Source organism: Bacillus sp. UNCCL81 (assembly GCF_900112535.1).
In the GTDB taxonomy this organism is placed as follows: Bacteria; Bacillota; Bacilli; order Bacillales; family Bacillaceae_G; genus Gottfriedia; species Gottfriedia luciferensis_B.
In genome coordinates this window covers 512,510-535,081 of sequence record NZ_FOMF01000003.1, presented here as the reverse complement: position 1 = coordinate 535,081, position 22,572 = coordinate 512,510, and the positions used below count along the sequence as shown (strand labels likewise).

The 22,572-nt window shown below is 33.8% G+C and carries 18 protein-coding genes and 2 pseudogenes; 2 read left to right on the top strand and 18 right to left on the bottom strand.

The window, feature by feature from the left end; genetic code table 11:
* Positions 1–22: 22 nt before the first annotated feature.
* The 4 genes from BM319_RS08360 to BM319_RS08345 form a co-directional block, all read right to left on the bottom strand.
* Positions 23–2,413 carry a DNA translocase FtsK gene (locus tag BM319_RS08360; protein WP_069034498.1) on the bottom strand — a complete coding sequence of 797 codons (2,391 nt, stop codon included), beginning with the start codon at positions 2,411–2,413 and terminating at the stop codon, positions 23–25.
* 123 nt (positions 2,414–2,536) lie between these two features.
* Entirely contained in the window at positions 2,537–2,749 is a 213-nt protein-coding gene (locus BM319_RS08355; protein ID WP_025568559.1) for a YlzJ-like family protein, read from the bottom strand.
* Complete coding sequence (locus tag BM319_RS08350; protein ID WP_254664609.1) at positions 2,746–3,429, bottom strand: ClpP family protease; 684 nt, start codon at positions 3,427–3,429, stop codon at positions 2,746–2,748. The genes BM319_RS08355 and BM319_RS08350 overlap by 4 nt, the downstream gene beginning before the upstream one ends.
* 168 nt (positions 3,430–3,597) lie before the next feature.
* A complete protein-coding gene (locus BM319_RS08345; RefSeq protein ID WP_025568557.1) occupies positions 3,598–5,268 on the bottom strand; it encodes a ribonuclease J in 1,671 nt (556 codons plus the stop codon).
* A 447-nt stretch (positions 5,269–5,715) separates the two neighbouring features.
* On the opposite strand from BM319_RS08345, the gene BM319_RS08340 reads away from it, so the two are divergent.
* Positions 5,716–7,248, top strand: coding sequence for a multicopper oxidase family protein (locus tag BM319_RS08340; protein WP_025568556.1), 1,533 nt, complete (start codon positions 5,716–5,718; stop codon positions 7,246–7,248).
* A 94-nt stretch (positions 7,249–7,342) separates the two neighbouring features.
* On the opposite strand, the gene dapA is transcribed toward BM319_RS08340, so the two are convergent.
* The 6 genes and pseudogenes from dapA to BM319_RS24340 all read right to left on the bottom strand — a co-directional run bounded on the left by dapA (position 7,343) and on the right by BM319_RS24340 (position 12,065).
* Positions 7,343–8,236, bottom strand: a complete 894-nt coding sequence (gene dapA / locus BM319_RS08335) for a 4-hydroxy-tetrahydrodipicolinate synthase (protein WP_025568555.1) — start codon at positions 8,234–8,236, stop codon at positions 7,343–7,345.
* 20 nt (positions 8,237–8,256) lie between these two features.
* Positions 8,257–9,486: an aspartate kinase gene (dapG, locus tag BM319_RS08330; RefSeq protein WP_025568553.1), complete on the bottom strand. Its 1,230-nt coding sequence runs from the start codon at positions 9,484–9,486 to the stop codon at positions 8,257–8,259.
* A gap of 25 nt (positions 9,487–9,511) precedes the next feature.
* Entirely contained in the window at positions 9,512–10,555 is a 1,044-nt protein-coding gene (gene asd, locus BM319_RS08325; RefSeq protein ID WP_025568552.1) for an aspartate-semialdehyde dehydrogenase, read from the bottom strand.
* 183 nt (positions 10,556–10,738) lie between these two features.
* Positions 10,739–10,921: pseudogene (gene spoVFB, locus BM319_RS08320) on the bottom strand (dipicolinate synthase subunit B); the annotation flags it as partial.
* Positions 10,922–11,067: 146 nt separating this feature from the next.
* Positions 11,068–11,601, bottom strand: coding sequence for a hypothetical protein (locus BM319_RS08315; RefSeq protein ID WP_025568551.1), 534 nt, complete (start codon positions 11,599–11,601; stop codon positions 11,068–11,070).
* Positions 11,602–11,888: 287 nt separating this feature from the next.
* On the bottom strand, positions 11,889–12,065 hold the full coding sequence (locus BM319_RS24340; protein WP_098948807.1) for a cell division protein FtsZ: 177 nt from the start codon (positions 12,063–12,065) through the stop codon (positions 11,889–11,891).
* Between the two features lie 120 nt (positions 12,066–12,185).
* Here BM319_RS24340 and BM319_RS08310 point away from each other — a divergent pair, with 120 nt between their 5' ends.
* Positions 12,186–13,682, top strand: a complete 1,497-nt coding sequence (locus BM319_RS08310) for a recombinase family protein (protein WP_025568550.1) — start codon at positions 12,186–12,188, stop codon at positions 13,680–13,682.
* A 35-nt stretch (positions 13,683–13,717) separates the two neighbouring features.
* Here the strand turns inward: BM319_RS08310 and dpaB are convergent.
* From dpaB to truB, 8 genes and pseudogenes are all read right to left on the bottom strand, one after another.
* Positions 13,718–14,143, bottom strand: a pseudogene (dpaB, locus tag BM319_RS08305) (dipicolinate synthase subunit B); the annotation flags it as partial.
* Positions 14,140–15,042, bottom strand: coding sequence for a dipicolinic acid synthetase subunit A (gene dpaA / locus BM319_RS08300; protein ID WP_025568549.1), 903 nt, complete (start codon positions 15,040–15,042; stop codon positions 14,140–14,142). The pseudogene dpaB and the gene dpaA, both read right to left, overlap by 4 nt.
* Before the next feature lie 234 nt (positions 15,043–15,276).
* Entirely contained in the window at positions 15,277–16,518 is a 1,242-nt protein-coding gene (locus BM319_RS08295) for a M16 family metallopeptidase (RefSeq protein WP_025568548.1), read from the bottom strand.
* A 101-nt stretch (positions 16,519–16,619) separates the two neighbouring features.
* On the bottom strand, positions 16,620–17,600 hold the full coding sequence (locus BM319_RS08290; protein WP_025568547.1) for a polysaccharide deacetylase family protein: 981 nt from the start codon (positions 17,598–17,600) through the stop codon (positions 16,620–16,622).
* A gap of 289 nt (positions 17,601–17,889) precedes the next feature.
* Positions 17,890–20,004, bottom strand: coding sequence for a polyribonucleotide nucleotidyltransferase (gene pnp, locus BM319_RS08285; protein ID WP_025568546.1), 2,115 nt, complete (start codon positions 20,002–20,004; stop codon positions 17,890–17,892).
* Positions 20,005–20,235: 231 nt separating this feature from the next.
* A complete protein-coding gene (gene rpsO, locus BM319_RS08280; RefSeq protein WP_025568545.1) occupies positions 20,236–20,505 on the bottom strand; it encodes a 30S ribosomal protein S15 in 270 nt (89 codons plus the stop codon).
* Between the two features lie 139 nt (positions 20,506–20,644).
* Complete coding sequence (gene ribF / locus BM319_RS08275) at positions 20,645–21,586, bottom strand: bifunctional riboflavin kinase/FAD synthetase (protein ID WP_029715282.1); 942 nt, start codon at positions 21,584–21,586, stop codon at positions 20,645–20,647.
* A 72-nt stretch (positions 21,587–21,658) separates the two neighbouring features.
* Positions 21,659–22,570, bottom strand: coding sequence for a tRNA pseudouridine(55) synthase TruB (gene truB, locus BM319_RS08270; RefSeq protein ID WP_025568544.1), 912 nt, complete (start codon positions 22,568–22,570; stop codon positions 21,659–21,661).
* Between the last annotated feature and the right edge of the window lie 2 nt (positions 22,571–22,572).

Below are 22,572 nucleotides of genomic sequence, written 5' to 3'. Positions count from 1 at the left end.
TCGACAATTTTTTCTTTTTTGTTTATGACAAGGCTTGCTCATCTTCTACTGGCTTACTAATTAATACTTCCCTTGGTTTACTACCTTCATACGGACCAACTATACCATTATCTTCCATCGCATCAATTAATCTGGCAGCTCTTGTATAACCAATTCTAAATCTTCTTTGTAGTAGTGATACCGAGGCTGACTGCATATTTGATACTAACTCAACAGCTTCATTATAAAGGTCATCATTCACTTCAGATTTCCCATCTTTTTCCTCTTTTACCATCATTTCTTCTTGGTATTGAGCCTTTTGTTGAGAGATTGAAAACTCGACTACTCTTTCAACTTCATCATCAGATAAAAATGCCCCTTGTACTCGGATTGGTTTAGATGCACCGATTGGTTGATATAACATATCTCCTCTTCCTAATAGTTTTTCTGCTCCACCAGTATCAAGTATTGTACGAGAATCTGTTTGAGAAGATACACTAAAAGCAATTCGAGAAGGTATATTTGCTTTAATGACACCCGTGATAACGTCAACGGACGGTCGTTGTGTAGCAATAATTAAGTGGATACCAGCTGCACGAGCCATTTGAGCTAATCTAGTGATTGAATCTTCCACGTCACTCGAAGCTACCATCATTAAGTCAGCTAACTCATCAACTATTACGACGATAAATGGTAATAAAGGTTGTTTCGAATCAGTCATCGTATTATTTTGTTTAGTTAATTCGTTATAACCTTCGATATTTCTAGTACCTGAATGAGAAAAAAGCTCGTATCTTCTTTCCATTTCACTAACAACTTTTCGTAACGCTTGTGAAGCCTTTTTAGGGTTTGTTACAACAGGAGTTAGCAAATGAGGAATACCATTATAAACATTTAATTCAACCATCTTCGGATCGATTAGCATTAGCTTTACTTCAGATGGTTTTGCATTCATTAGGATACTTACAATGATTCCATTTATACATACACTTTTTCCACTACCTGTCGCCCCAGCTACTAGTAAATGCGGCATTTTATTAAGCTCTGCAAATACAGCATCACCGGCAATATCTTTTCCTAACGATACAGCTAATGGATTTTGTAATTTCGGATTTTTTGCTTCGAGAACTTCTCTAAGTAATACAGTCGTTATATTCGTATTAGGCACTTCAATTCCTACAGCAGATTTACCTGGAATCGGAGCTTCAATTCGAATGTCTTTTGCTGCAAGTGCAAGGGCTAAATCATCACTAAGATTTACAATACGACTAACTTTTACACCTGCTTCAGGGTATACTTCATATTTAGTTACCGCAGGTCCATGATGTACTTTTGTTACTGTAGCCTTTACACCAAAACTTTGAAATGTTCTTTCAAGCTTGTCCGCATTTTCCTTTAGTTTGGATTCATTTTCACGTTTTTTAGCACCCTTTGGGTAGGCCAATAAATCCATTGATGGCAATACGTAATCTACCTTATCATCAATACCTACTTCTGCAACTGGCAATTCAATTGATTGATCATCATCCTCTGCAAAATGAGCTTGGATTTGATTTGAATTATTTGCGATGATCAATTCTGGTCCCTTAGGTGGCTGATATGTAGGAGAATATTCGATTTGAATTTCTTTTTTCGGCTCGATGATCTCATCTTCATATGAATTTTTAACTTGGTAATTTAAATTATTACCCGTAGACACTTCTACTTCATTATCATTGTCTTCAAATGAATCTTTCCTTGCTTTTCTCTTTTGTTTAGCCTCAGCTCGTCTACTAGTAGTTTTTTGTTCACGACCACGCTTCCAGAAATTTGTAAAATCCTTCCAGCTATCTGAAATTAAATTTCTTACTTTTGGCATTATATATTGATATATATAACCACCAAGTGGCTTACCAGTTATAAATAAAACTCCCGCAACAATTGCAATGATTCCGAATAGAATCGCACCGGTTCGATCAAATAAGAAATATAAAACTGCAAAAAGTATTGCTCCAATCATACCTCCACCAAGATCAACCGTACTGATTTTGCCTTTGGCTTCAATTAAAAATAAATCTAGCGTACTTTTTATAACAGATTGATCATGAAATTGATTATTTTTTGCTAATAAATCAAATAGAGTAACATGACTAAACATCAATATACTAAAGAAGATTAACAATCCACCAATCGTAATACTCGAAACAAATGGAGGTCTTTTTCGATAAATTATGCTATATGCAGATAAACCGATGATAAAAAGAAAACTAAGCATGTACCATTCCCCAAAGAAGAATCTCAAGAATAATACAAACGCTTTACCTACAATACCAAGCTTTAATATTGTTACGATTGATAGTGCTAAAAATATTAATCCACTAATTTCATACCATATTGAACCATTACCACTTACTGATTTTCGAGCTTTTGACTTTTGCTGCTTCTGCTTTGCCATGTAATTCACCCCCATCAAAATTTGCAGATTCGCCAAAGAAAGCAGCCTTTTGGCTGCTTTCTTAAATTGAATTTATTATAACATATCAGAACATATGTTTACCATGTATTGTTAATAATTACCTCAAGTTGGAAGAACTAAAATTCTTTGACCAGGTGTATACTGCATAAAATGCTGCGGATCAGTACTGACAATTCGTTTAATTTCAAAAGCTGTACCTCCAACACTATCAACCAACATTGGAACACCATTGTATTCCAAAAACTGCTGTGATGTGTATTCTTGTTGATCAACAGGAAAAATCGATTCAATTGGCATGATTGTATAAAGAATCAAAATTCATTCTCCTCTTTATTAGACTTTTCTTTTCGTTCATCAATTAATTCCTGCAACTTACTCAGTGCTTGCCCGATCCCACCTACATCATCAATTAGTCCATATTTTACTGCATCTCCACCGACTACATTCGAGCCGATATCTCTTGTTAAATTACCTTTTGTAAACATTAATTCCTTGAAACGTTCTTCTGTAATATTTGAATGCTTTGTAACAAAACGTGTTACCCTTTCTTGCATTTTATCAAGGTATTCAAATGTTTGAGGTACACCAATTACTAAGCCAGTTAGACGAATTGGATGAATCGTCATTGTTGCCGTTTCAGCAATATATGAGAAGTCAGTACTTACTGCAATTGGTACCCCGATACTATGACCACCGCCTAAAACGATTGATACAGTAGGTTTCGTTAATGTCGCAATCATTTCTGATATCGCAAGGCCTGCTTCCACATCTCCACCAACAGTATTTAGAACAATCAATAATCCTTCAATTTTAGGATTTTGTTCAATTGCCACTAATTGCGGGATTAAATGTTCATATTTAGTTGTCTTGTTTTGAGGTGGTAATGCCACATGCCCTTCAATTTGTCCAATTATCGTTAGACAATGGATTTTTGAATCATTGCTTGCTGGAACATTTGTTTGTCCTAATTGCTGAATTTTTTCAACAATGCTCATATCCTTTTGATCATTTGGCTTTGGAGGTGCATCTTCGTTTGGAATAGGTGTTTCATTATTTGAATTTGTCAAAACGGTTCCCCCTATCATTTTTCATACAAGTTAGTATGTGAAAATAATAAGGAAATCATACCCATCTTGGATTAAGAAATACATTGCTATTTAAAATTATACTTCCATTAATATTGGAAGAATCATTGGTCTTCTTTTTGTTTCTTCATATAAGTAAGCGCTTAATCCATCTCTTATTGAATTTTTTAATAATGTCCATTCAATTTGATCGTTCTGTAACATTTTTTCTGTAATGTCTTTTACAATTTCAGTTGATCTAGTTATTAATTTTTCGGACTCACGAACATATACAAAACCACGAGTTATAATTTCTGGACCAGATATGATTGCTTTCTTTTGCTTGTTAAACGTTACCACAACGATAAGTATTCCATCTTGTGAAAGTAGCTTACGATCACGTAATACGATATTTCCAACATCACCGACACCAATTCCGTCAATTAAAACATTGCCAACTTCGATTTTTTCAGTACGAGAAGCTTGACCATTTTTAAACGAAACGATGTCCCCTTTTTCAATAATAAAAATATCTTCTTTTGCCATCCCTACTTCTTCTGCAATATGTGAATGTGCTTTTTGCATTCGATATTCGCCATGAACTGGTATGAAATATTTTGGCTTCATTAATTCAAGCATTAATTTTAATTCTTCTTCATAGCCATGGCCAGATACGTGTACCTTCTTATAACCATAAATAACATTTGCGCCGGCTCTAAATAATAGATTAACAGAAGATGAAACTAACATTTCATTTCCTGGAATAGGTGTTGCCGCCATTAGTACAGTATCACCTTTTCGGATTGAAACTTGTTTATGCGTACCTTTAGCAATTTTTGAAAGAGCTGCCATCGGTTCTCCTTGAGTACCTGTTGTAAGGATGACAATATCTCTTTCTTTATAATTATCTGTATCCACAACTGAAATCATTAAATCATCAGGAATCGATAAATAATCTAATTCCTTCGCTATTTCAATCGATTTCATCATACTACTTCCGACAACTGCAAGTTTTCGATCAGAAGCTACACTTGCATCAATAACCTGTTGGATTCGATATATATTTGAAGAAAAGCAAGCTACTAAAACTCTTCCTTTTGCTTTCATTATCTCTTTTTTAATTTCTTCCGATACTTTCTTCTCAGAACCCGAAAACCCTTGTCTTTCTGCGTTCGTGCTATCAGATAGCAAACATAAGACACCTTTATCTCCTATTAATGCTAGTTTACCTAAATCAGCACCTGGATAGGGACTTTTCGATTGATCAAATTTGAAGTCTCCAGTAAAAACGACAGCACCTTGTGGTGTATTTATACAAAATCCAAACGAATCAGGAATACTGTGAGTAGTCCTAAAAAAACTAATTGAACTATTTTCAAAAGTTAATAAAGTAGTTTCGTCATATAGTTCAAATTGCTCAAGGTTTTTAATACCCTTTTCACTTAATTTTTCTCTTATAAATAAATAAGCTAATTTATTCGTGTAAAACTTTACTTGTGGAAGTTTATTCATAATATATGGAATTGCACCAATATGATCTTCATGTCCATGTGTTATAAAAACACCTACTACTTTATGTGCGTTTTTCTCTAAATAACTTACATCAGGTATGACATGATCTATTCCGTACATTTCTTGGTCAGGAAATTTCAAACCTGCATCTAACACGTATATCAAATCGCCTACTTCGACTATATACATGTTTTTTCCGATTTCTCCGACCCCACCAAGGGCAAAAACTTTTACTTGTTCCTTCATTTCCTTCACCACAACCTTTTCCTCCTAGTTAATTCTTTAAATTTACAGACCGTTCAAAATCTTACAAACATTATATCCTAGTCCGAACAGGTAAAACAAGATACATTCTTCCTTAAATAGGAAAATCGGATTACTTTGGGTAGTATTTTTAATCATTTTTTAACGGCCAGGTTTCTATAGCTAACATTAAAAAGTAAAATTGTGTTGTTTCCACTTCATCTTTCCTTCTTAACGATTGGAGTTAAGATTACTTGAATTAAACGAGAATAATATGGGCTACCTTTGACAGTTTTTTGCAAAATTAATCATGTTATCAGACTTCTTATCTCCTCTTATTTCTCTTAACTGTCTATATTGAATTTCTTTCTATTGAATAGTCAATTATTACTTATTGGTGGAATATGAATATGTTAGAAAAGGAGGTTCGATATGAATTTTAATCACAAAGAGCCCCCCAAAATGAATCTTTCTAAATTTGTTGATGAACTACCCATTCCACCAATATTAAAACCTCGCTGGAAAGATCATTTTTATACTTATTATGAAGTAACGATGACGGAGTTTAAACAATCGCTCCATAGCGAGTTAAATGACTCAACTGTTTGGGGGTATGAGGGAAGCTATCCTGGACCTACAATTAAAGTAGAGAAAGGGGAAATCGTGTTTATTAAATGGATCAATGATTTACCAGACAAACACCTGTTTCCGATCGATTATACAGTTCATGGTGCTCATAAAGATGTCCCTCAAGTAAGGACAGTTGTACATGTACATGGTGCTTGTGTCGAATCTGAAAGCGATGGCTATCCTGAAGCTTGGTTCACAAAAGATTATAAACAAGTTGGGCGTTATTTTAGAAAGCAAGTATATCGATATGATAATTGCGATTGTGCATCTACACTTTGGTACCATGATCACGCACTTGGTATTACAAGGCTTAATATATATGCTGGTTTAGCAGGATTCTATCTAGTTAGTGATCAGAAGGAAGGTTCATTAAATTTACCGAATGGGAATTATGATGTCCCACTATTGATACAAGATAAAAGTTTTAATCACGATGGTTCACTTTATTATCCAGAACAACCAGATCAACCAATTAAAGAACTACAAACGTCTATTATCCCTGAATTTATTGGTGATACAGTCATCGTCAATGGTAAAGTTCATCCTTATTTAAAAGTTGAACCAAGAAAATATCGATTTAGATTATTAAACGGTTCTAACTCACGCTTTTTTCGATTTAAGCTTAATACAGGTCAACTTATGTATCAAATCGCAACTGAGGGTGGATTCATGCAGCATCCGATTGGGATAAATGAGCTCATGTTATCACCTGCAGAACGAGCAGAAGTAATCATCGATTTTACCAATCTTGAAGGTAAGAAGATTATTATGCAGAATGATGCTCCTACCCCATTTCCATCGGGAAGACCTGTTGATGAAAATACAGGAACTGTGATGCAATTTCTAGTTACATTGCCATTGTCAAACCTGGACACGAGCATGATACCAGCTAGTATGGTGACTATTCCAAAAATAAATGAACAATCTGCTTCAATGAAGCGATACTTAACATTAGATCACAGGATGGATCAGTATGGACGAGAAATTATGTTATTGGATAATAAACATTGGGATGCCCCCATTACAGAAAATCCAAAATTGGGAACAACTGAAATATGGTATTTAATTAACTTAACGCCAGATGCTCATCCTATACATCTCCACTTAATTAATTTCCAAATCTTAGATCGTAGAAACTTTGATGTAGAAAAGTATAAAAAGGAAAAGATCATTCATTATACAGATCCACCGTCTCCACCAAACCCACAAGAATGTGGTTGGAAGGACACTGTTCAAGCTAATCCAAATCAAGTAACAAGAATAATCATGAGGTTTGGGCCATTCACGGGCTTATATGTTTGGCACTGTCATATGTTGGAACACGAGGACTATGAAATGATGAGACCATTTATTGTGATTCAATAGGAGAATTCTGTTTTTTTGTGGATGAGTCCATACATTAATAAAAACCACTTACGCAAATCCAAATTAATCGGATTATTTGTAAGTGGTTTTGTTATTAATTACTTTGTAATGCTTCGTCTAATTTATTTATTAATATACCGATCGTTGTGCGTTCAGCTTCTGAAAGTGGTACAAGCGGTAAACGAACTCCACCAACATCTAACCCTTTCATTTGTAAAGCTGTTTTGATTGGACCTGGACTTGGTGCCATGAAGAATCCTTCAAATAATGGTAATAGTTTACGGTGTAAGAATTGTGCTTTAGCCATATCTCCTGTGAAGAAGCTTTCAGCTAATTGCTGCATTTCATTTCCTAATACGTGTGCTGCAACAGAAACCGTTCCTTTTGAACCAATAGCAAATGCAGGAAGTGTTAGGCCGTCGTCACCACAGTATAATTCAAAATCTTCAGGAGTACGGTCAATAATTTCTGTCATTATGCTTAAGTTACCAGTCGCATCTTTAATTGCAACTATATTCGGAATTTCTGCTAATCTTACAACTGTATCTACAGAAAGGCTAGCAACTGTTCTACCTGGTACATTATATAACATTACAGGCAGTTCAGTACTTTCAGCTGCCGCTTTAAAGTGTTGATAAAGTCCTTCTTGGTTTGGTTTATTATAATAAGGTACAACTACCATTATTGCATCTACACCTAAAGCAGAAACCTTTTTCGTTAATTCAACTGTTTCACGAGTATTATTACTTCCTGTACCTGCGATTACAGGTACTCTTCCAGCTGCAGTTGAAACAACATGGCTAATCAATGCTAATTTTTCTTCAGAAGTTAACGTTGGAGATTCTCCAGTTGTTCCGCAAACTACGATTGAATCCGTACCATTCTCAATTAAGTAGTTCACAAGTTTTGTTGTTTTTGCGAAATCAATATTTCCTTTTGAATCAAAAGGAGTTACCATCGCTGTTGAAATTTTACCAAATCTACTCATTGTTCCACTCCGATCAAAATTTAATCCATTTTAACTGAACTAAGTTCAAATGCATCATGAAGTGCAGTAACTGCTTCGACCATATCTTCATTTTTGACAAGCACCCAAATAGTTGTATGACTGTCAGCTGATTGTAAAATTTGAATTCCTTTTTCAGCTAATGCAGTTACAATTTTTGAAGTTACGCCAGGTACTCCTGCAATTGCCGCTCCAACTATTGATACTTTTGCACATCCTGTAGTGTATGAAGGCTCATAGCCGATTCCTTTTAATACATCTATCGCTTTTGAAGCAACTTCATCACTTACAGTGTATACTACACCATTAGGAGAGATATTAATAAAGTCTACACTTATTCCTTTATTTGCCATTGCTTTAAATACTTGAGAATGTAAATCAAAAGTATGTTCCTTTGAAGTTACTCTAATTTGCGTAACATTCGGTACATGTGCAATTCCTGTAATTAAACGATCTTGAATATTATCACCAATAATTCGTTGTGTAGGATTCGATGTTACTAGTGTACCTAAACTATTTGAATAGGTTGAACGAATTCGAATAGGTACCTTTCCTTGCATCGCGATTTCTACAGCTCTAGGATGAATTACTTTCGCACCTTGATACGCCATATTACAAATTTCTGCATACGTCACAACTGATAAAGGCCTTGCTTCTTTTACAATCCTTGGATCTGCTGTCATTACGCCTTCAACGTCAGTAAAGATTTCGATTGTTTCTGCGCCAACAGCAACCCCAAGTGCAGAAGCAGAAGTATCACTTCCACCTCTACCTAATGTTGTGATATCACCATTAGATGTTGATCCTTGGAATCCTGCTACTACTACAACATCATAGTTTTCTAGCTCTTTAATTAGACGGCCGCATTTCATATCAAGAATTTTTGCATTTCCAAATTCATCATTTGTTCGGAAACCTGCAGATGCACCTGTCATTGCCATGGCATGAATACCGTTTTCATTCAATAAATTTGAAAAAATAATTGATGAAATTGTTTCACCACATGACATTAATAAATCAAGTTCTCTTTGTGTAACCTTACTTTTTTTTGCGCCAACTAAATTTAATAGTGTATCAGTTGCATATGGTTCACCTTTTCGTCCCATAGCAGAAACAACAACTACTAATTTATATCCTTTTTCTAATGCTTCTTTTATATGCTTAAGTGCGTGCTTTCTACCATTTTCGTCACGTACTGAAGTCCCTCCAAATTTTTGGACTAATATTTTCATTTTTGCACCTCTCTAGCAGTTTTCACTAAATGATGCTTAACTCAATTAATCTTTCAGCAATTTGCACTGAATTCCAAGCAGCACCTTTTAATAGATTATCTGAAACGATCCATAAATGGAATCCAAATGGATTATCTAGGTCTTTACGGATACGTCCTACAAATACTTCATTACTTCCAATACTGTAAAATGGCATTGGATATAGTTGTTGTTCTGGATCATCTTGTAAAACGATTCCAGGTGCATCACTTAAAAGTGATTTAAGTTCAGCTACTGATACTTCCTTATCAACTTCAATGTAAACTGACTCTGAGTGACCAGAAATTACAGGAAGTCGTACACAAGTTGCGCTAATTTGTAATTCAGGTAAATGCATGATTTTTTTCGTTTCATTAATCATTTTCATTTCTTCATAAGTATATCCATTCTCAGTAAATACATCGATTTGTGGAATTGCATTAAAAGCAATTTGATAATGTTTCTCACCACTTTTTACCGGTAATACTGATGGAGTTGCTTCTTCACCATTTAAGAATGCTTGCGCTTGTTCCTTTAATGCTTCAATTGCTGTAACTCCAGCACCAGAAACGGCTTGGTAAGTTGAAACTACTACTTTATTTAAACCAATTGTTTGACGAATTGGTTCTAGGGCAACAACCATTTGGATTGTTGAACAGTTAGGATTTGCAATAATCCCTTTATGATTAAATAAATCTTTGTCATTTACTTCAGGTACAACTAAAGGTACATCTTCAGCCATTCTAAATGCACTAGTGTTATCTACTACTACTGCCCCTCTTTTAACTGCTTCAGGAGCTAGATCTTTTGATACTGAGCCACCTGCACTAAATAAAGCAATATCAACACCTTCAAAAGCTTCAGGAGTAGCTTCTTGTACGATTACTTCTTTACCTTTATATGTTAATTTTGTTCCTGCAGAACGTTTTGAAGATAAATATTTAATTTCTTTTACTGGAAAATTTCTTTTCTCCAATGTTGCAATCATTTGTTGTCCAACTGCTCCAGTTGCACCTACTACAGCTACTACATAACTTTGTTTATTCCCCACTTTTTTTGCACCATCCCTGTTTTCACTTTTATTAAATAGTTTACGTCAAATGAAGTTTATATTCAAAGGTTTTCGCTTGAATAATTGATTTCATAGTAACGAGTATGTATCCTAATGACACATACTCAATTTTCTTCATTCTAACATAGAAAAAATAATTCAGTCCTATTTTTTCTAAAATATTTATTGGAGATCGCGATATTTTTCAACTAAAACAGGTTGAAGTTGTTTTCCTTCAATAGAAGATTTCACTGTATCAAGCAATGAATCCATTCTTGCCACTAATGAATTCGGTTTTTTGATTGGATCATCTTGGCCAAAGGGAATAAAATAGATATTTTTTGTACTCATTAAACGCATTAAATTATGACTTAGAGGATAATACCTATCTAAACGGAATATCATTGGTTTGGGACAGTAAAAAATTGACTTTAAAAGGAGCCGATTAAAGGATTTAAAAGGGGATTGAAACAAAAAATTAAGCTTAATAAAATAATTTTTAAGATCTCACCCTAATGATTGTAATGAACGATATAGTTAGCGTAAACATAATCAAGTTGTTTTTTAATGCAAGTATTATAAAAGGTTTGTTTATAATCAGTATATAGTACCTTTAAAAACCGATCTCTAATTGATTTAATCGTCAAATTATGAAACCGTAAATAGGTTTCTGTCCAAAATATCATATTGTTAGAAAAAGTTTCATCGTCGATTTCAAAAAATGTCCGTACAGCTCGAATACCAATATTCCCCATTAAAACAGTAATATCTTCCACGTCAACATTTGCATCTAGTTCAAAAATAATAATCTCATAGTCGTTTCTAGTTCTATTATGTGCACCCTTAAGTGAATAACCAATTAATTCACCATTTGTAAGATTTAAGGCAACTACACCTTTTGCATAATCTAAAGCCCAGTTATTATAAGCTAGTTCTAAGACATCTTTTATTCTTACATTTAAAATCAATTGATCAGCAAGCTTACGTTCGATCAATTTTCCCTTTGAACAAAATTGTTTTTTAAAATGATATTCGATAATAACCAACATTCCTCTCTTTGATGAATATTTAGAATCACTATCACTATAATTACGTTCGTTATGTAAAAAAAATGACAGATTTTTGAGTAATCTGTCTTAGAATTTTTCTTAAAATAATGAATCATGGTCACTATTATATCTGTAGTTAAATTGATTGCATATTTAGTTTTTTACCGCTGTGAAAAGTACAAAAATATAGTTTGCCTAAGCAATTTACTTTTGAAATCTAATTCTTCATTGATCAAGATTACAGATAAAAAAGCACCCTTTTTTAGGTGCTTACTAAATTCATCTTACTGATCATCTTTCTTATACATTTCTTCTTTAATAATCTTCCAGCCAATCGTATGAATTTCTTCAATAATTTTCTTTTTATTTTCTTCTGTAACATCATTTGGCGCAATTATATTCACTTTTGTTTTTCCGAATTGATAGGTAGCAGTAAATTCTGTTTGTTTACTCAGTATCACCACCCCCATAATTCATTGTATGTTTAGTTTTCTGACGGACTAACCAACCTTTTTTTGCCGATGATTCAAAAATTAATTAATTCCTTAATTAGACATATATATAGTCTATGAGGTGATTACATGGAACGAGTTGCATTGTACTTGCGTAAAAGTCGAGCAGATTTAGATGCAGAGGCTAGAGGTGAAGGTGAGACCTTATCAAAGCATAAGGAGCAGCTTTTGAAATTCGCTAAGGAAAGTAATTTAAATATAATCTGTATACGACAAGAAATTGCATCTGGTGAATCGCTTGTTTACCGGCCAGAAATGTTAAAGCTTTTACAAGAAGTTGAAGAATTCAAATATGATGGCGTGTTAGTAATGGATATGGACCGTCTTGGACGCGGTAATATGAAGGAACAGGGCATTATTTTAGAAACGTTTAAATCCTCTAGAACAAAAATTATTACTCCAAGAAAGACCTATGACCTACATGATGAGTTTGATGAGGAATACAGTGAATTTGAGGCATTTATGGCGCGAAAAGAATTAAAAATAATTACTCGAAGGCTTCAACGAGGTCGAGTATTATCAGTCCAAAGAGGAAATTATTTAGGAACCTTTGCACCTTATGGATATGAGATATATGAAACAAAGGAATTCCGCTCTTTACGTATTAATAGCAAGCAGGCAAAGGTAGTAAAAAGTATTTTTGAATGGTATACGAAGGATTTGATTGGTGCAAACGAAATTGCTAACCGTTTAAATCAAATGAATATCCCTTCCTATACAGGTAAAAAGTGGAGTTACAATTCCATTTTGGAGATGATCAAAAATCCGATTTATATCGGTAAAGTGACTTGGAATAAAAAATCAAGTAAAGGTATAAGAAAACCAAAATCTGACTGGTTAATTGTCGATGGAAAACATGAAGCAATAATTGATCCTGATATACACAATTTTGCACAAGATATTTTAACTAGTCGATACCATGCCCCTTATAATAGTAAATTAAGTAATCAGCTAGCTGGAATAATGTTTTGTAGTAAATGTGGATCAAAATTACAGCAGCGTTATCCAAAAGGCAAACCTAGACAAATTGTGTGTACAAATAACCGTTGTAACACCCGCTCTTCCTATACTCATTTAATTGAAGAGAAACTATTACAAGGGTTAGAAATTTGGTTAAAAGAATATAAAATCAGTTTTACGAATCAACCCGACGAGGAAGATTTTGAAGTAATTAATTTAAAAAAACAGGCACTTAAACAAATAGAGAATGAATTAAATGAAGTTGTAAAACAAAAAAATAATTTATTTAATTTACTAGAACGCGGTATTTATGATGAATCGATTTACAATGAACGTTCAAAAACCCTCTCTAATCGACTAGAAGAACTTTCAAATAGTAAGACGTTAATTTTGGATGAACTGGCAAAATATCACAATAGAGAGTTGCTAAACGAACAATTAATTCCAACCTTTGAAAAAGTGTTAGATTTATATTACAAAACAACCAATATAGAGCTTAAAAATAAACTCCTTAAATCAGTCTTATTTAAAGTTGAGTATCAAAAAGAGCCACATCAAAAACTAGATGATTTTACACTAATACTTTACCCAAAGCTCCCCAGGTGATCTTTAAAATTGATTTGGTATTACCATCTAAGTCACATTAAATTAGTTCCATTTAAACCTAAAGCATCGTTTGTAGAAATACCTAAAACAACAGGTTTTCCATTTCTTAATGTAGCCTTAGCTGCCATTAATACAGGGCTGTCAGTTTGAGCATTAGCAAACTTACTCATTGAATTTCCTGTTAACGGTGCAATTACCATACAATCTAATTGTACTTTTGGACCAAATGGTTCTGCTCCTACAATTGAATCAACTGTTTTACGCCCTGTAATTTCTTCAATTTTTTCGATCCAGTCTTCTCCTACTCCAAACCTGGTTGTTGTGCTTTTTACAGTAAATGTAACGACAGGGTATACGTCAGCTCCATCATCCACTAATTTTTGAATTTGTGGTACTACCTCTTCATAAGTACAATGTGATCCTGTAATACCAAATCCAATTTTCTTACCTTTCAACGTCATTTTTGTTGCTCCTTCCTTTTATCTAAATCTACCTTTAATAGCTGTGTTAGTACGTTTCCAATTATTTGACCTGCTGTTTTAGGAGCAACGATTCCTGGTAAACCTGGTGCTAATAAGGCCTTAATGCCTCTTTTTTCAGCATAACGAAAATCTGTTCCTCCAGGTTTAGAAGCTAAATCAATGATTAATGAATGTGGTTGTAATTTTGAAATAACACTTGCTGTCACGATTTGAACTGGAACAGTATTAATTACAACATCTACATCCTTTAAGGCCTCTTCAATATTCTTAAATTCAAAAGCTTCTAAGCCCATTTCAATAATTCTAGCAATATGTTCTGATTTACGAGCCCCTACTTTTACTTTTGCACCCAAATTATGAAAAGTCCTAGCGACACTCATTCCTGTACGACCTAAACCTAATACCGCTACTTTCGAATTATGAATTGTATATTCCGTATGTTGAATAACCATCATAATCGTACCTTCAACGGTTGGAATACTATTATAAATAGCTACATCGTCTCGTTCAAATAATTTTACTAACTTTCGGTTTGAAGCTGTAACTATACTATCTAAGTAAGAGTTACTTATTCCAGAGTAAATCGTACAATGTGAAGGAGTACTGTCTAAAATTTCTTTTGTCAGCACGACTTTCTCATTTGAAAAAATTGTATCGACTACTCCTTCAATATTTGTACCTGGTACAGGTAGAAGGATTGCATCAAGATCTTCAAAATTTGCATCTGCCATTAATTCTTTTGAAGCACTTGTAAAGCCACTATCTAATTGTTCAAAGCCTATTAATGTTACCTTTGCGTCTAACTCTGTTAACTTCCGAATAACTTCCAGCTGTCTGGCGTCCCCACCAATAACAGCAATATGCAAGCCAGTTAACATGCAGCATTCACCTTCTTTACTTCACTATGGTAAATGGAAATTAATCTCTGTAAGCAGGACTACCGCCTAACATCTTTCTCCTAAATATCTTATGAATCTTCCATTGCATTGGTGAAGATTCTTTCTAAAATTAAGGAGCAGTAATGAAAAACTGTTTAAATCTGAACATTTCTATTCTCAGTCATTTGAAAAATAAAAAAGAGGACCCTATAAGGGCTCCCCTAATTGATTAACTTATTGTTTAATATTTGTTGGAATTACTCCATCGGGACTTACTAATGAAACTGCATAGTCATCAGTAAAAACAAACTTCGCAATATCATTTACTTTATCAATTGTTACGTTATCTATTAGTTGAATTACTTCATCTAAAGTACGGTGATTACCTAGCATCAATTCATTTTTACCATTTCGGCTCATTCTGCTATTTGTACTTTCTAATCCTAACATTAAATTACCTTTTAATTGCTCTTTACAATTATTTAATTCTTTTTCTGTTATTCCATCTGCATTTAATACTTTTAAAGTTTCTTGGATTGTTTCAAATAATTGATTTAATTGGCTTTTTCCAGTACCTGCATAAATTGCAACTGTACCGCTATCTTGGTATGCAGAGTGATATGAGAAAACAGAATATGCAAGTCCTTTTTGCTCACGAACATCTTGGAATAAACGACTACTCATACTACCACCAAGTATATTATTTAAGGCAATTAATGGATATAAGTCGCTATGTCCAAGTTCAAGACCTCTATAGCCAACACAAAGATGTGCTTGCTCTGTTTCTTTTTTTCGAGCAATTTGTCCATAATGTATTGTAGGGATCCCAAAGTTTATCTCTTTCTTTTTCCCCTCATAATTTCCAAATAAATCTTCAACACGTTTAATAAAGGATTCATCAATATTACCCGCAATTGAAATAACTACTTGATCTGGCGTGTAAAAATCCTTCATATACTGACGTAAAGTATCGCCGTTAAAAGATTTTAAAGTTTCTTCTGTTCCTAGAATTGGATAACCTAATGGATGAGTTTCATACATAACTTTACTTAATAAATCATGTACTAAATCGTCTGGTGTATCATCATACATTTTAATTTCTTCAAGTACTACATTTTTTTCTTTTTCTAATTCACCTTCATCAAAAGTTGAATTAAAAAACATATCACCTAACACTTCTAACGCGTAATCCGCATGAGTATCTAACACTTTAGCGTAATAACAAGTATATTCTTTTGAAGTAAATGCATTTACTTGTCCACCAATTGAATCGAAACTTTCAGCGATTTCTTTCGCATTTCGTGTTTTAGTACCTTTAAAGAACATATGCTCAAGAAAATGTGATACACCATTTAGTTCTGACGTTTCATTATTTGAACCTGTTTTAATCCAGACTCCAAGTGCAACTGAACGAACAGTTGAAATATTTTCAATTACTACTCTAACTCCATTTTTGCAAGTATGTCGTACAATCATGTAATGCCTCCTATGTATAAACCATATATTTTCACTTTTGTAATAAGATTGAAAAATTTAACTATATTTTACAATCATCTTAACAAAGCTGAAAGTAATTGTCATTTGTTTTCAACTTTTTTAATTGTATCGTACCGTTTTTCATCTAATAAAGTTGAAATATTTACAACTTTTCGACCTGATGCTTCTATTTTTGTAATTAGTTCATCAAGTGCCTCAGCTGTCGGTTTCGTTGGATGCATAAGAACGATTGTACCATTTTCTACTTTTTTCATAACACGATTAATAATGACTTCTCTTGGCGGTTTCTGCCAATCAATCGTATCTGCTGTCCACATAATTGTTTTTAAGCCTAAACTTGAAGCAATTTTAACTACCTCATCACGATAACTACCGCTTGGAGGGGCAAACCATACAACTTTTTGATCAGTTGTGGCTAGTATGACTGAATTTGTTTGGGTTATTTCATTTCTTATTTGCTGACTACCTAATCTGGCCATATCGGGATGTGTATAAGAATGGTTCCCAACTTCTTGATCTGCAGCAGTGATTAGTTGAGCGACAGTTGGATTATTTTTTACCCATCTACCCTCAAGAAAGAAAGTTGCGTTTGCATTGTGCTTCTTTAATACTTCTAACATTTTCGGAATATATTCATTTCCCCATGCAACATTGATTGTAAATGCTACCATCGGTTTATCAGGATTCCCTTTATACACTGGTGATGGTGGTAAATCCTTTAAATGAACTTTTGGAGAAACTTCTTTAAATACTAGCTTATTCTCATCAAACTTGCCTTTTGCTTTCATTTTCTTATATGACGCATTAACATCGACTGTTAAACCATTATACCCAGGTATTGCTTTCCAAACCGAGTCCACATAGGCATCTTTTGGAGGTATCTCGAAAGTTGGCGCTTTTGTTTTGATTTCATCAAATAACCCATTTGTTTTTGCTGTTACAAATGACGTTTTTGAAGTTAAGTTCCTCACGTATTGATTAGTATATTGATTTCTAGCGACTAAAATTGCTAGAAATAATGCCATAACGAATGCTAAGACTTTTAACCGACTTCTTCCCATTTCCTAAACGCCCTCCTACTAGAAGGAATATGATATTTTTTAATATAATAGAACAAGCTTTCTACGTCTTATGTACGACTAAATTAGCAATCACTAATTTACCTGGTAATTTCTAGTTCTACTTTTCTTATTGTAACCAAAAAATTTTTAGGCACACATAAAATTCTGCAAAATTAAAAGAGAGAATTAGAATGGAAATGTGGAAGTAAAATAAAAAAACAACAGGCTCATTTCTATGTGCCTGTTGTTTCTATTTGGGGTCAAAGAAGAGCGAACGCCTTCCGCTTTTCTAGTTTTGCTCAGCTTTTTCTTTTTGTTCTTTTAATACAGCTTTACGAGAAAGGTTTACTCGTCCTTGTTTGTCGATTTCAGTTACTTTTACTAGGATTTCGTCTCCAAGTGAAACTACGTCTTCAACTTTTGCAATGCGTTCTTCTGCAAGTTCAGAAATATGGACTAATCCATCTTTACCTGCAAAGATTTCAACGAATGCGCCGAATTTTTCAATTCGTTTTACTTTACCCATGTATAATTGACCTACTTCTACTTCACGAACAAGGTCTTCAATAATTTGTTTTGCACGTTCATTCATAGGTTGGTCTACAGATGAAATAAATACAGTTCCATCTTGTTCGATGTCAATTTTCACGCCAGTTTCTTCAATAATTTTATTGATTTGTTTTCCACCAGGTCCAATAACATCTTTAATTTTATCTGGGTTAATTGTCATCATTAAGATTTTTGGAGCAAACTCAGATAATGCTGTTCTTGGTTCGCTTATTGTAGCAAGCATCGAATCAAGAATTTGCATACGACCAATTTTCGCTTGTTCTAATGCTTCTTTTAAAATTTGTTCTGATAAACCTTCAATTTTAATGTCCATTTGAAGTGCAGTTACACCTTTAGCTGTTCCTGCTACTTTAAAGTCCATATCTCCTAAATGATCTTCCATACCTTGAATATCTGTAAGAACTGAATAATGTTCACCAGATTTAATTAATCCCATTGCGATACCAGCAACTGGTGCTTTAATTGGTACACCAGCATCCATCATTGCAAGAGTACTTGCGCAAATACTTGCTTGTGAAGTTGAACCATTTGATTCAAGTACTTCTGATACAAGTCGAATTGTATATGGGAAATCCTTTTGATCTGGAATACTTGGCTCAAGTGCTCTTTCACCTAATGCTCCATGTCCAATTTCACGGCGACCTGGTCCACGAATTGGGCCTGTTTCACCAACACTAAATTGTGGGAAATTGTAATGATGCATAAAACGTTTTGATTCTTCTATGCCTAATCCATCAAGAATTTGCACATCACCTAGAGCCCCTAGTGTACAAATGCTTAACGCTTGAGTTTGTCCACGAGTGAATAAGCCAGAACCATGTGTACGAGGTAGTAAACCAACTTGTGATGATAATGGACGGATTTCATCTAATTTTCTTCCATCAGGACGTACTTTTTCAACCGTAATTAAACGACGCACTTCTTCTTTTACTAGCATTGAAAGGATTTCTTTAACTTGTCCAATAATCTCTTCTTCTGCTTCATTTTCTTCAAAATGAAGAACAACACGTTCTTTTACTTCATTGATTGCAGCTTCACGAGCATGTTTTTCATGAACTTGAATTGCTGCGTTTAATTCTGTTTCACAAATTTCACGAATTTGTTTTTCTAATTCAGCGTCAAGTTCATGAAGCTGAATTTCCATTTTTTCTTTTCCAATTTGAGCTACTATTTCTTCTTGGAATGCAATTAATTTTTTAATTTCTTCATGACCAAACATAATTGCTTCAAGCATTACTTCTTCTGGCACTTCATTAGCTCCAGCTTCAACCATGTTAATTGCATCTTTCGTTCCAGCAACTGTTAAATGAATGTCACTGTTTTCAGCTTGCTCTACAGTTGGATTAATAATAAATTCGCCATTAATGCGACCGACTACAACTCCAGCAATTGGGCCGTTAAAAGGAATGTCAGATACACATAGAGCTAGAGAACTACCAAACATAGCAGCCATTTCTGATGAACAATCTTGATCAACACTCATTACCATGCTGATTACTTGTACTTCATTACGGAATCCATCCGCAAATAATGGTCGAATTGGGCGGTCAATTAGTCGACTCGCTAATATTGCTTTTTCACTTGGTCTACCTTCACGTTTAATAAATCCACCAGGAATTTTACCTACTGCATATAAACGCTCTTCGTAGTTTACTGTTAATGGGAAAAAGCTAACTTTTTTAGGTTCCTTTGATGCAGTTGCTGTTGCTAATACGACAGTATCTTCGTATCTTACTAAAACTGCTCCATTTGCTTGCTTTGCTAATTGTCCTACTTCAACAGTAAGAGTTTTACCAGCAAGCTCTGTGGAAAAAACGTGCTTTTGTTGTTCCATATGGTATAAATACCCCTCTCTAATTTACAATTCAAAGTCTAAATTAATTATGTAAAAAAATCGTATATTCTCTATTATCTCCTATGTTTAGTAAAGAAATCAACTAACGAGAAAAAGAGAATAAATATTTATAAATTTAAAATTCAATTGTTCAGTAATTTTAAATCGATATGTATAAGAAAAAGCGGGAAGAATCCCGCTTTTTCTTAAAGTATCAAATTAATACTCGAATTAACGACGTAAACCTAATTTGTTAATTAATTCACGGTAACGAGTAATGTCTTTGTTACGTAAGTAGTTAAGTAAGTTACGACGCTTACCAACCATTTTTAATAAACCACGACGAGAGTGGTGATCTTTTTTGTGAGTACGTAAGTGCCCATTTAAAGAGTTAATGTTTTCAGTTAAAACTGCAATTTGAACTTCTGGAGAACCAGTATCGTTCGCATGAGTTTTGTAAGTGCTGATGATTTCGTTTTTACGTTCTTGAGTTAATGCCATGTTTTTTCACCTCATAATAATATTGTTGAACACCTATCACCTAGCAGTCGTCGGTGAATCGATTTGCCAAGCAACGGTTTTTCAAGTACTTTAATAATATTACATTGTTTTAATTATAAAAGCAAGTATTCTAAATTAGTTATTGTCTAAAATAACTTTTTACTGTTTCACGATCTTTCTGTAATTGATCGATTAACTCATTTATACCATTAAACTTCTTTTCATCACGTATTCTAGCATACCAAAAAATTTCAACTTCTTTTCCGTATATATCTTCATTAAATTCAAAAATATTAACTTCAATTGTTTGTTTTTGGAACTCATGATAGAAAGTTGGTTTGTATCCAATATTACACATACCTTCATATATTTCACCATTAACAATACATTTTACAGCATAAACACCTACTGATGGTAATGCATATGGAATGGAAACAGAAATATTAGCTGTTGGAAATCCAATTGTTCGGCCACGTTTGTCACCATCTACAACGATCCCTTTAATTTGATACTGCCTGCCAAGTAAGTGGGTAGCTTCTTCCATTTCACCAGCTTTTATCGCTTCTCTAATTCGTGTTGAACTTACTTTCTCCTCGTCTAAAACGAATTTTGAAACTGTTGATTGAGTAAATTCACCTCTAGAATGAAATGGTAATGATTCCATATTCCCTTTACCATATTTTCCAAATGAAAAATCAAATCCAGCAACAACATGTTTTGCATTTAAAGAAATAATGTATTGATCGACAAATTCTTGTGGTAGTAATGTCGCAAATTCCTCTGAAAATTCAACAACAAATAATTGGTCTACACAAAGTTTCTCCATCCACTTCACTTTTAGCTCCAAAGGTGTCAAATAAGAAATCGCATCATCACGATTTCCGAGAATTGCAGATGGATGTGGGTTGAATGTCATAACTGATAATAATAATCCTTTTTCATCCGCAATTTCTTTGGCAGTTTTTATGACTTGTTGATGACCTTTATGTACTCCATCAAAAAAGCCAAGTGCTAAGACCGTTTCTTTACAATCTTCTTTTTTTATTGAATGAGGATGGGTGATTTTTATTATTTTTGTCATATATATCACCTTTTCTATAATCAAGTCTCTTTTCCCATTATAGAACAATGAATAAAATTTATATAGTTTTTTCTATTGGTTATGAAATACTCTTGTCGGTTTAATTACATTATTATTTTTAGGGTTTGGAGTGTACATTGCAATAATTCTATTATTTTCGTTGTAGACTGCAATATATTCCCCTTCTTTACAGTTCATCGTATTCGGAAAAAATCCACCATTAAAAACTCTTACTTCTTCTTCAGCTGTCACAGTTAGACGTGGATACTCATTAAGAGCTTGCTCCATCGATAACATGACACGATCTAAAGTAAAATCATTAGCATTTTCTTCTAATTCAGCAAATGTAACACAATCATCAATCGTAAATGCGCCTGCTTTTGTTCTAGTTAAATAAGACATGTGAGCAGGGAATCCTAAAAGCTCACCAATTTGAACAGCTAAAGTTCTAATATATGTACCTTTACTACAAAAAACTTCAAATTTAAAAGAAATTGTTTCTCCTTCGAATACTTCTCGATCATCAAGTAAAATAATTTCAAATATTGTAACCGTTCTAGTTGGACGTTCAACTTCAATTCCAGCTCTAGCGTATTCATATAGCTTTTTACCATTTACTTTTACAGCAGAGTACATTGGAGGAGTTTGACTGATATCTCCAGTTAATTGATTTAATACATTTAAAATTTCTTCACGAGTAATAACTCGATCAACCTTCTTTTGATCAATAATTTCACCATGAGCATCCTCGGTTGTTGTAGAAAACCCTAAAGTAATTTCACCAATATATTTTTTCCGATCATCGGTTAAATATGGTATTAGCTTTGTAGCTTCACCTACACATATTGGCAAGACGCCCGTTACTTCTGGATCAAGGGTTCCTGTATGACCGACTTTTTTTGTCTTTAAAATCTTTCTTATTTTAAAGACGCAATCATGAGAGGTAAGACCCGCTGGTTTATTTAGTGCAATTACACCATTCATCT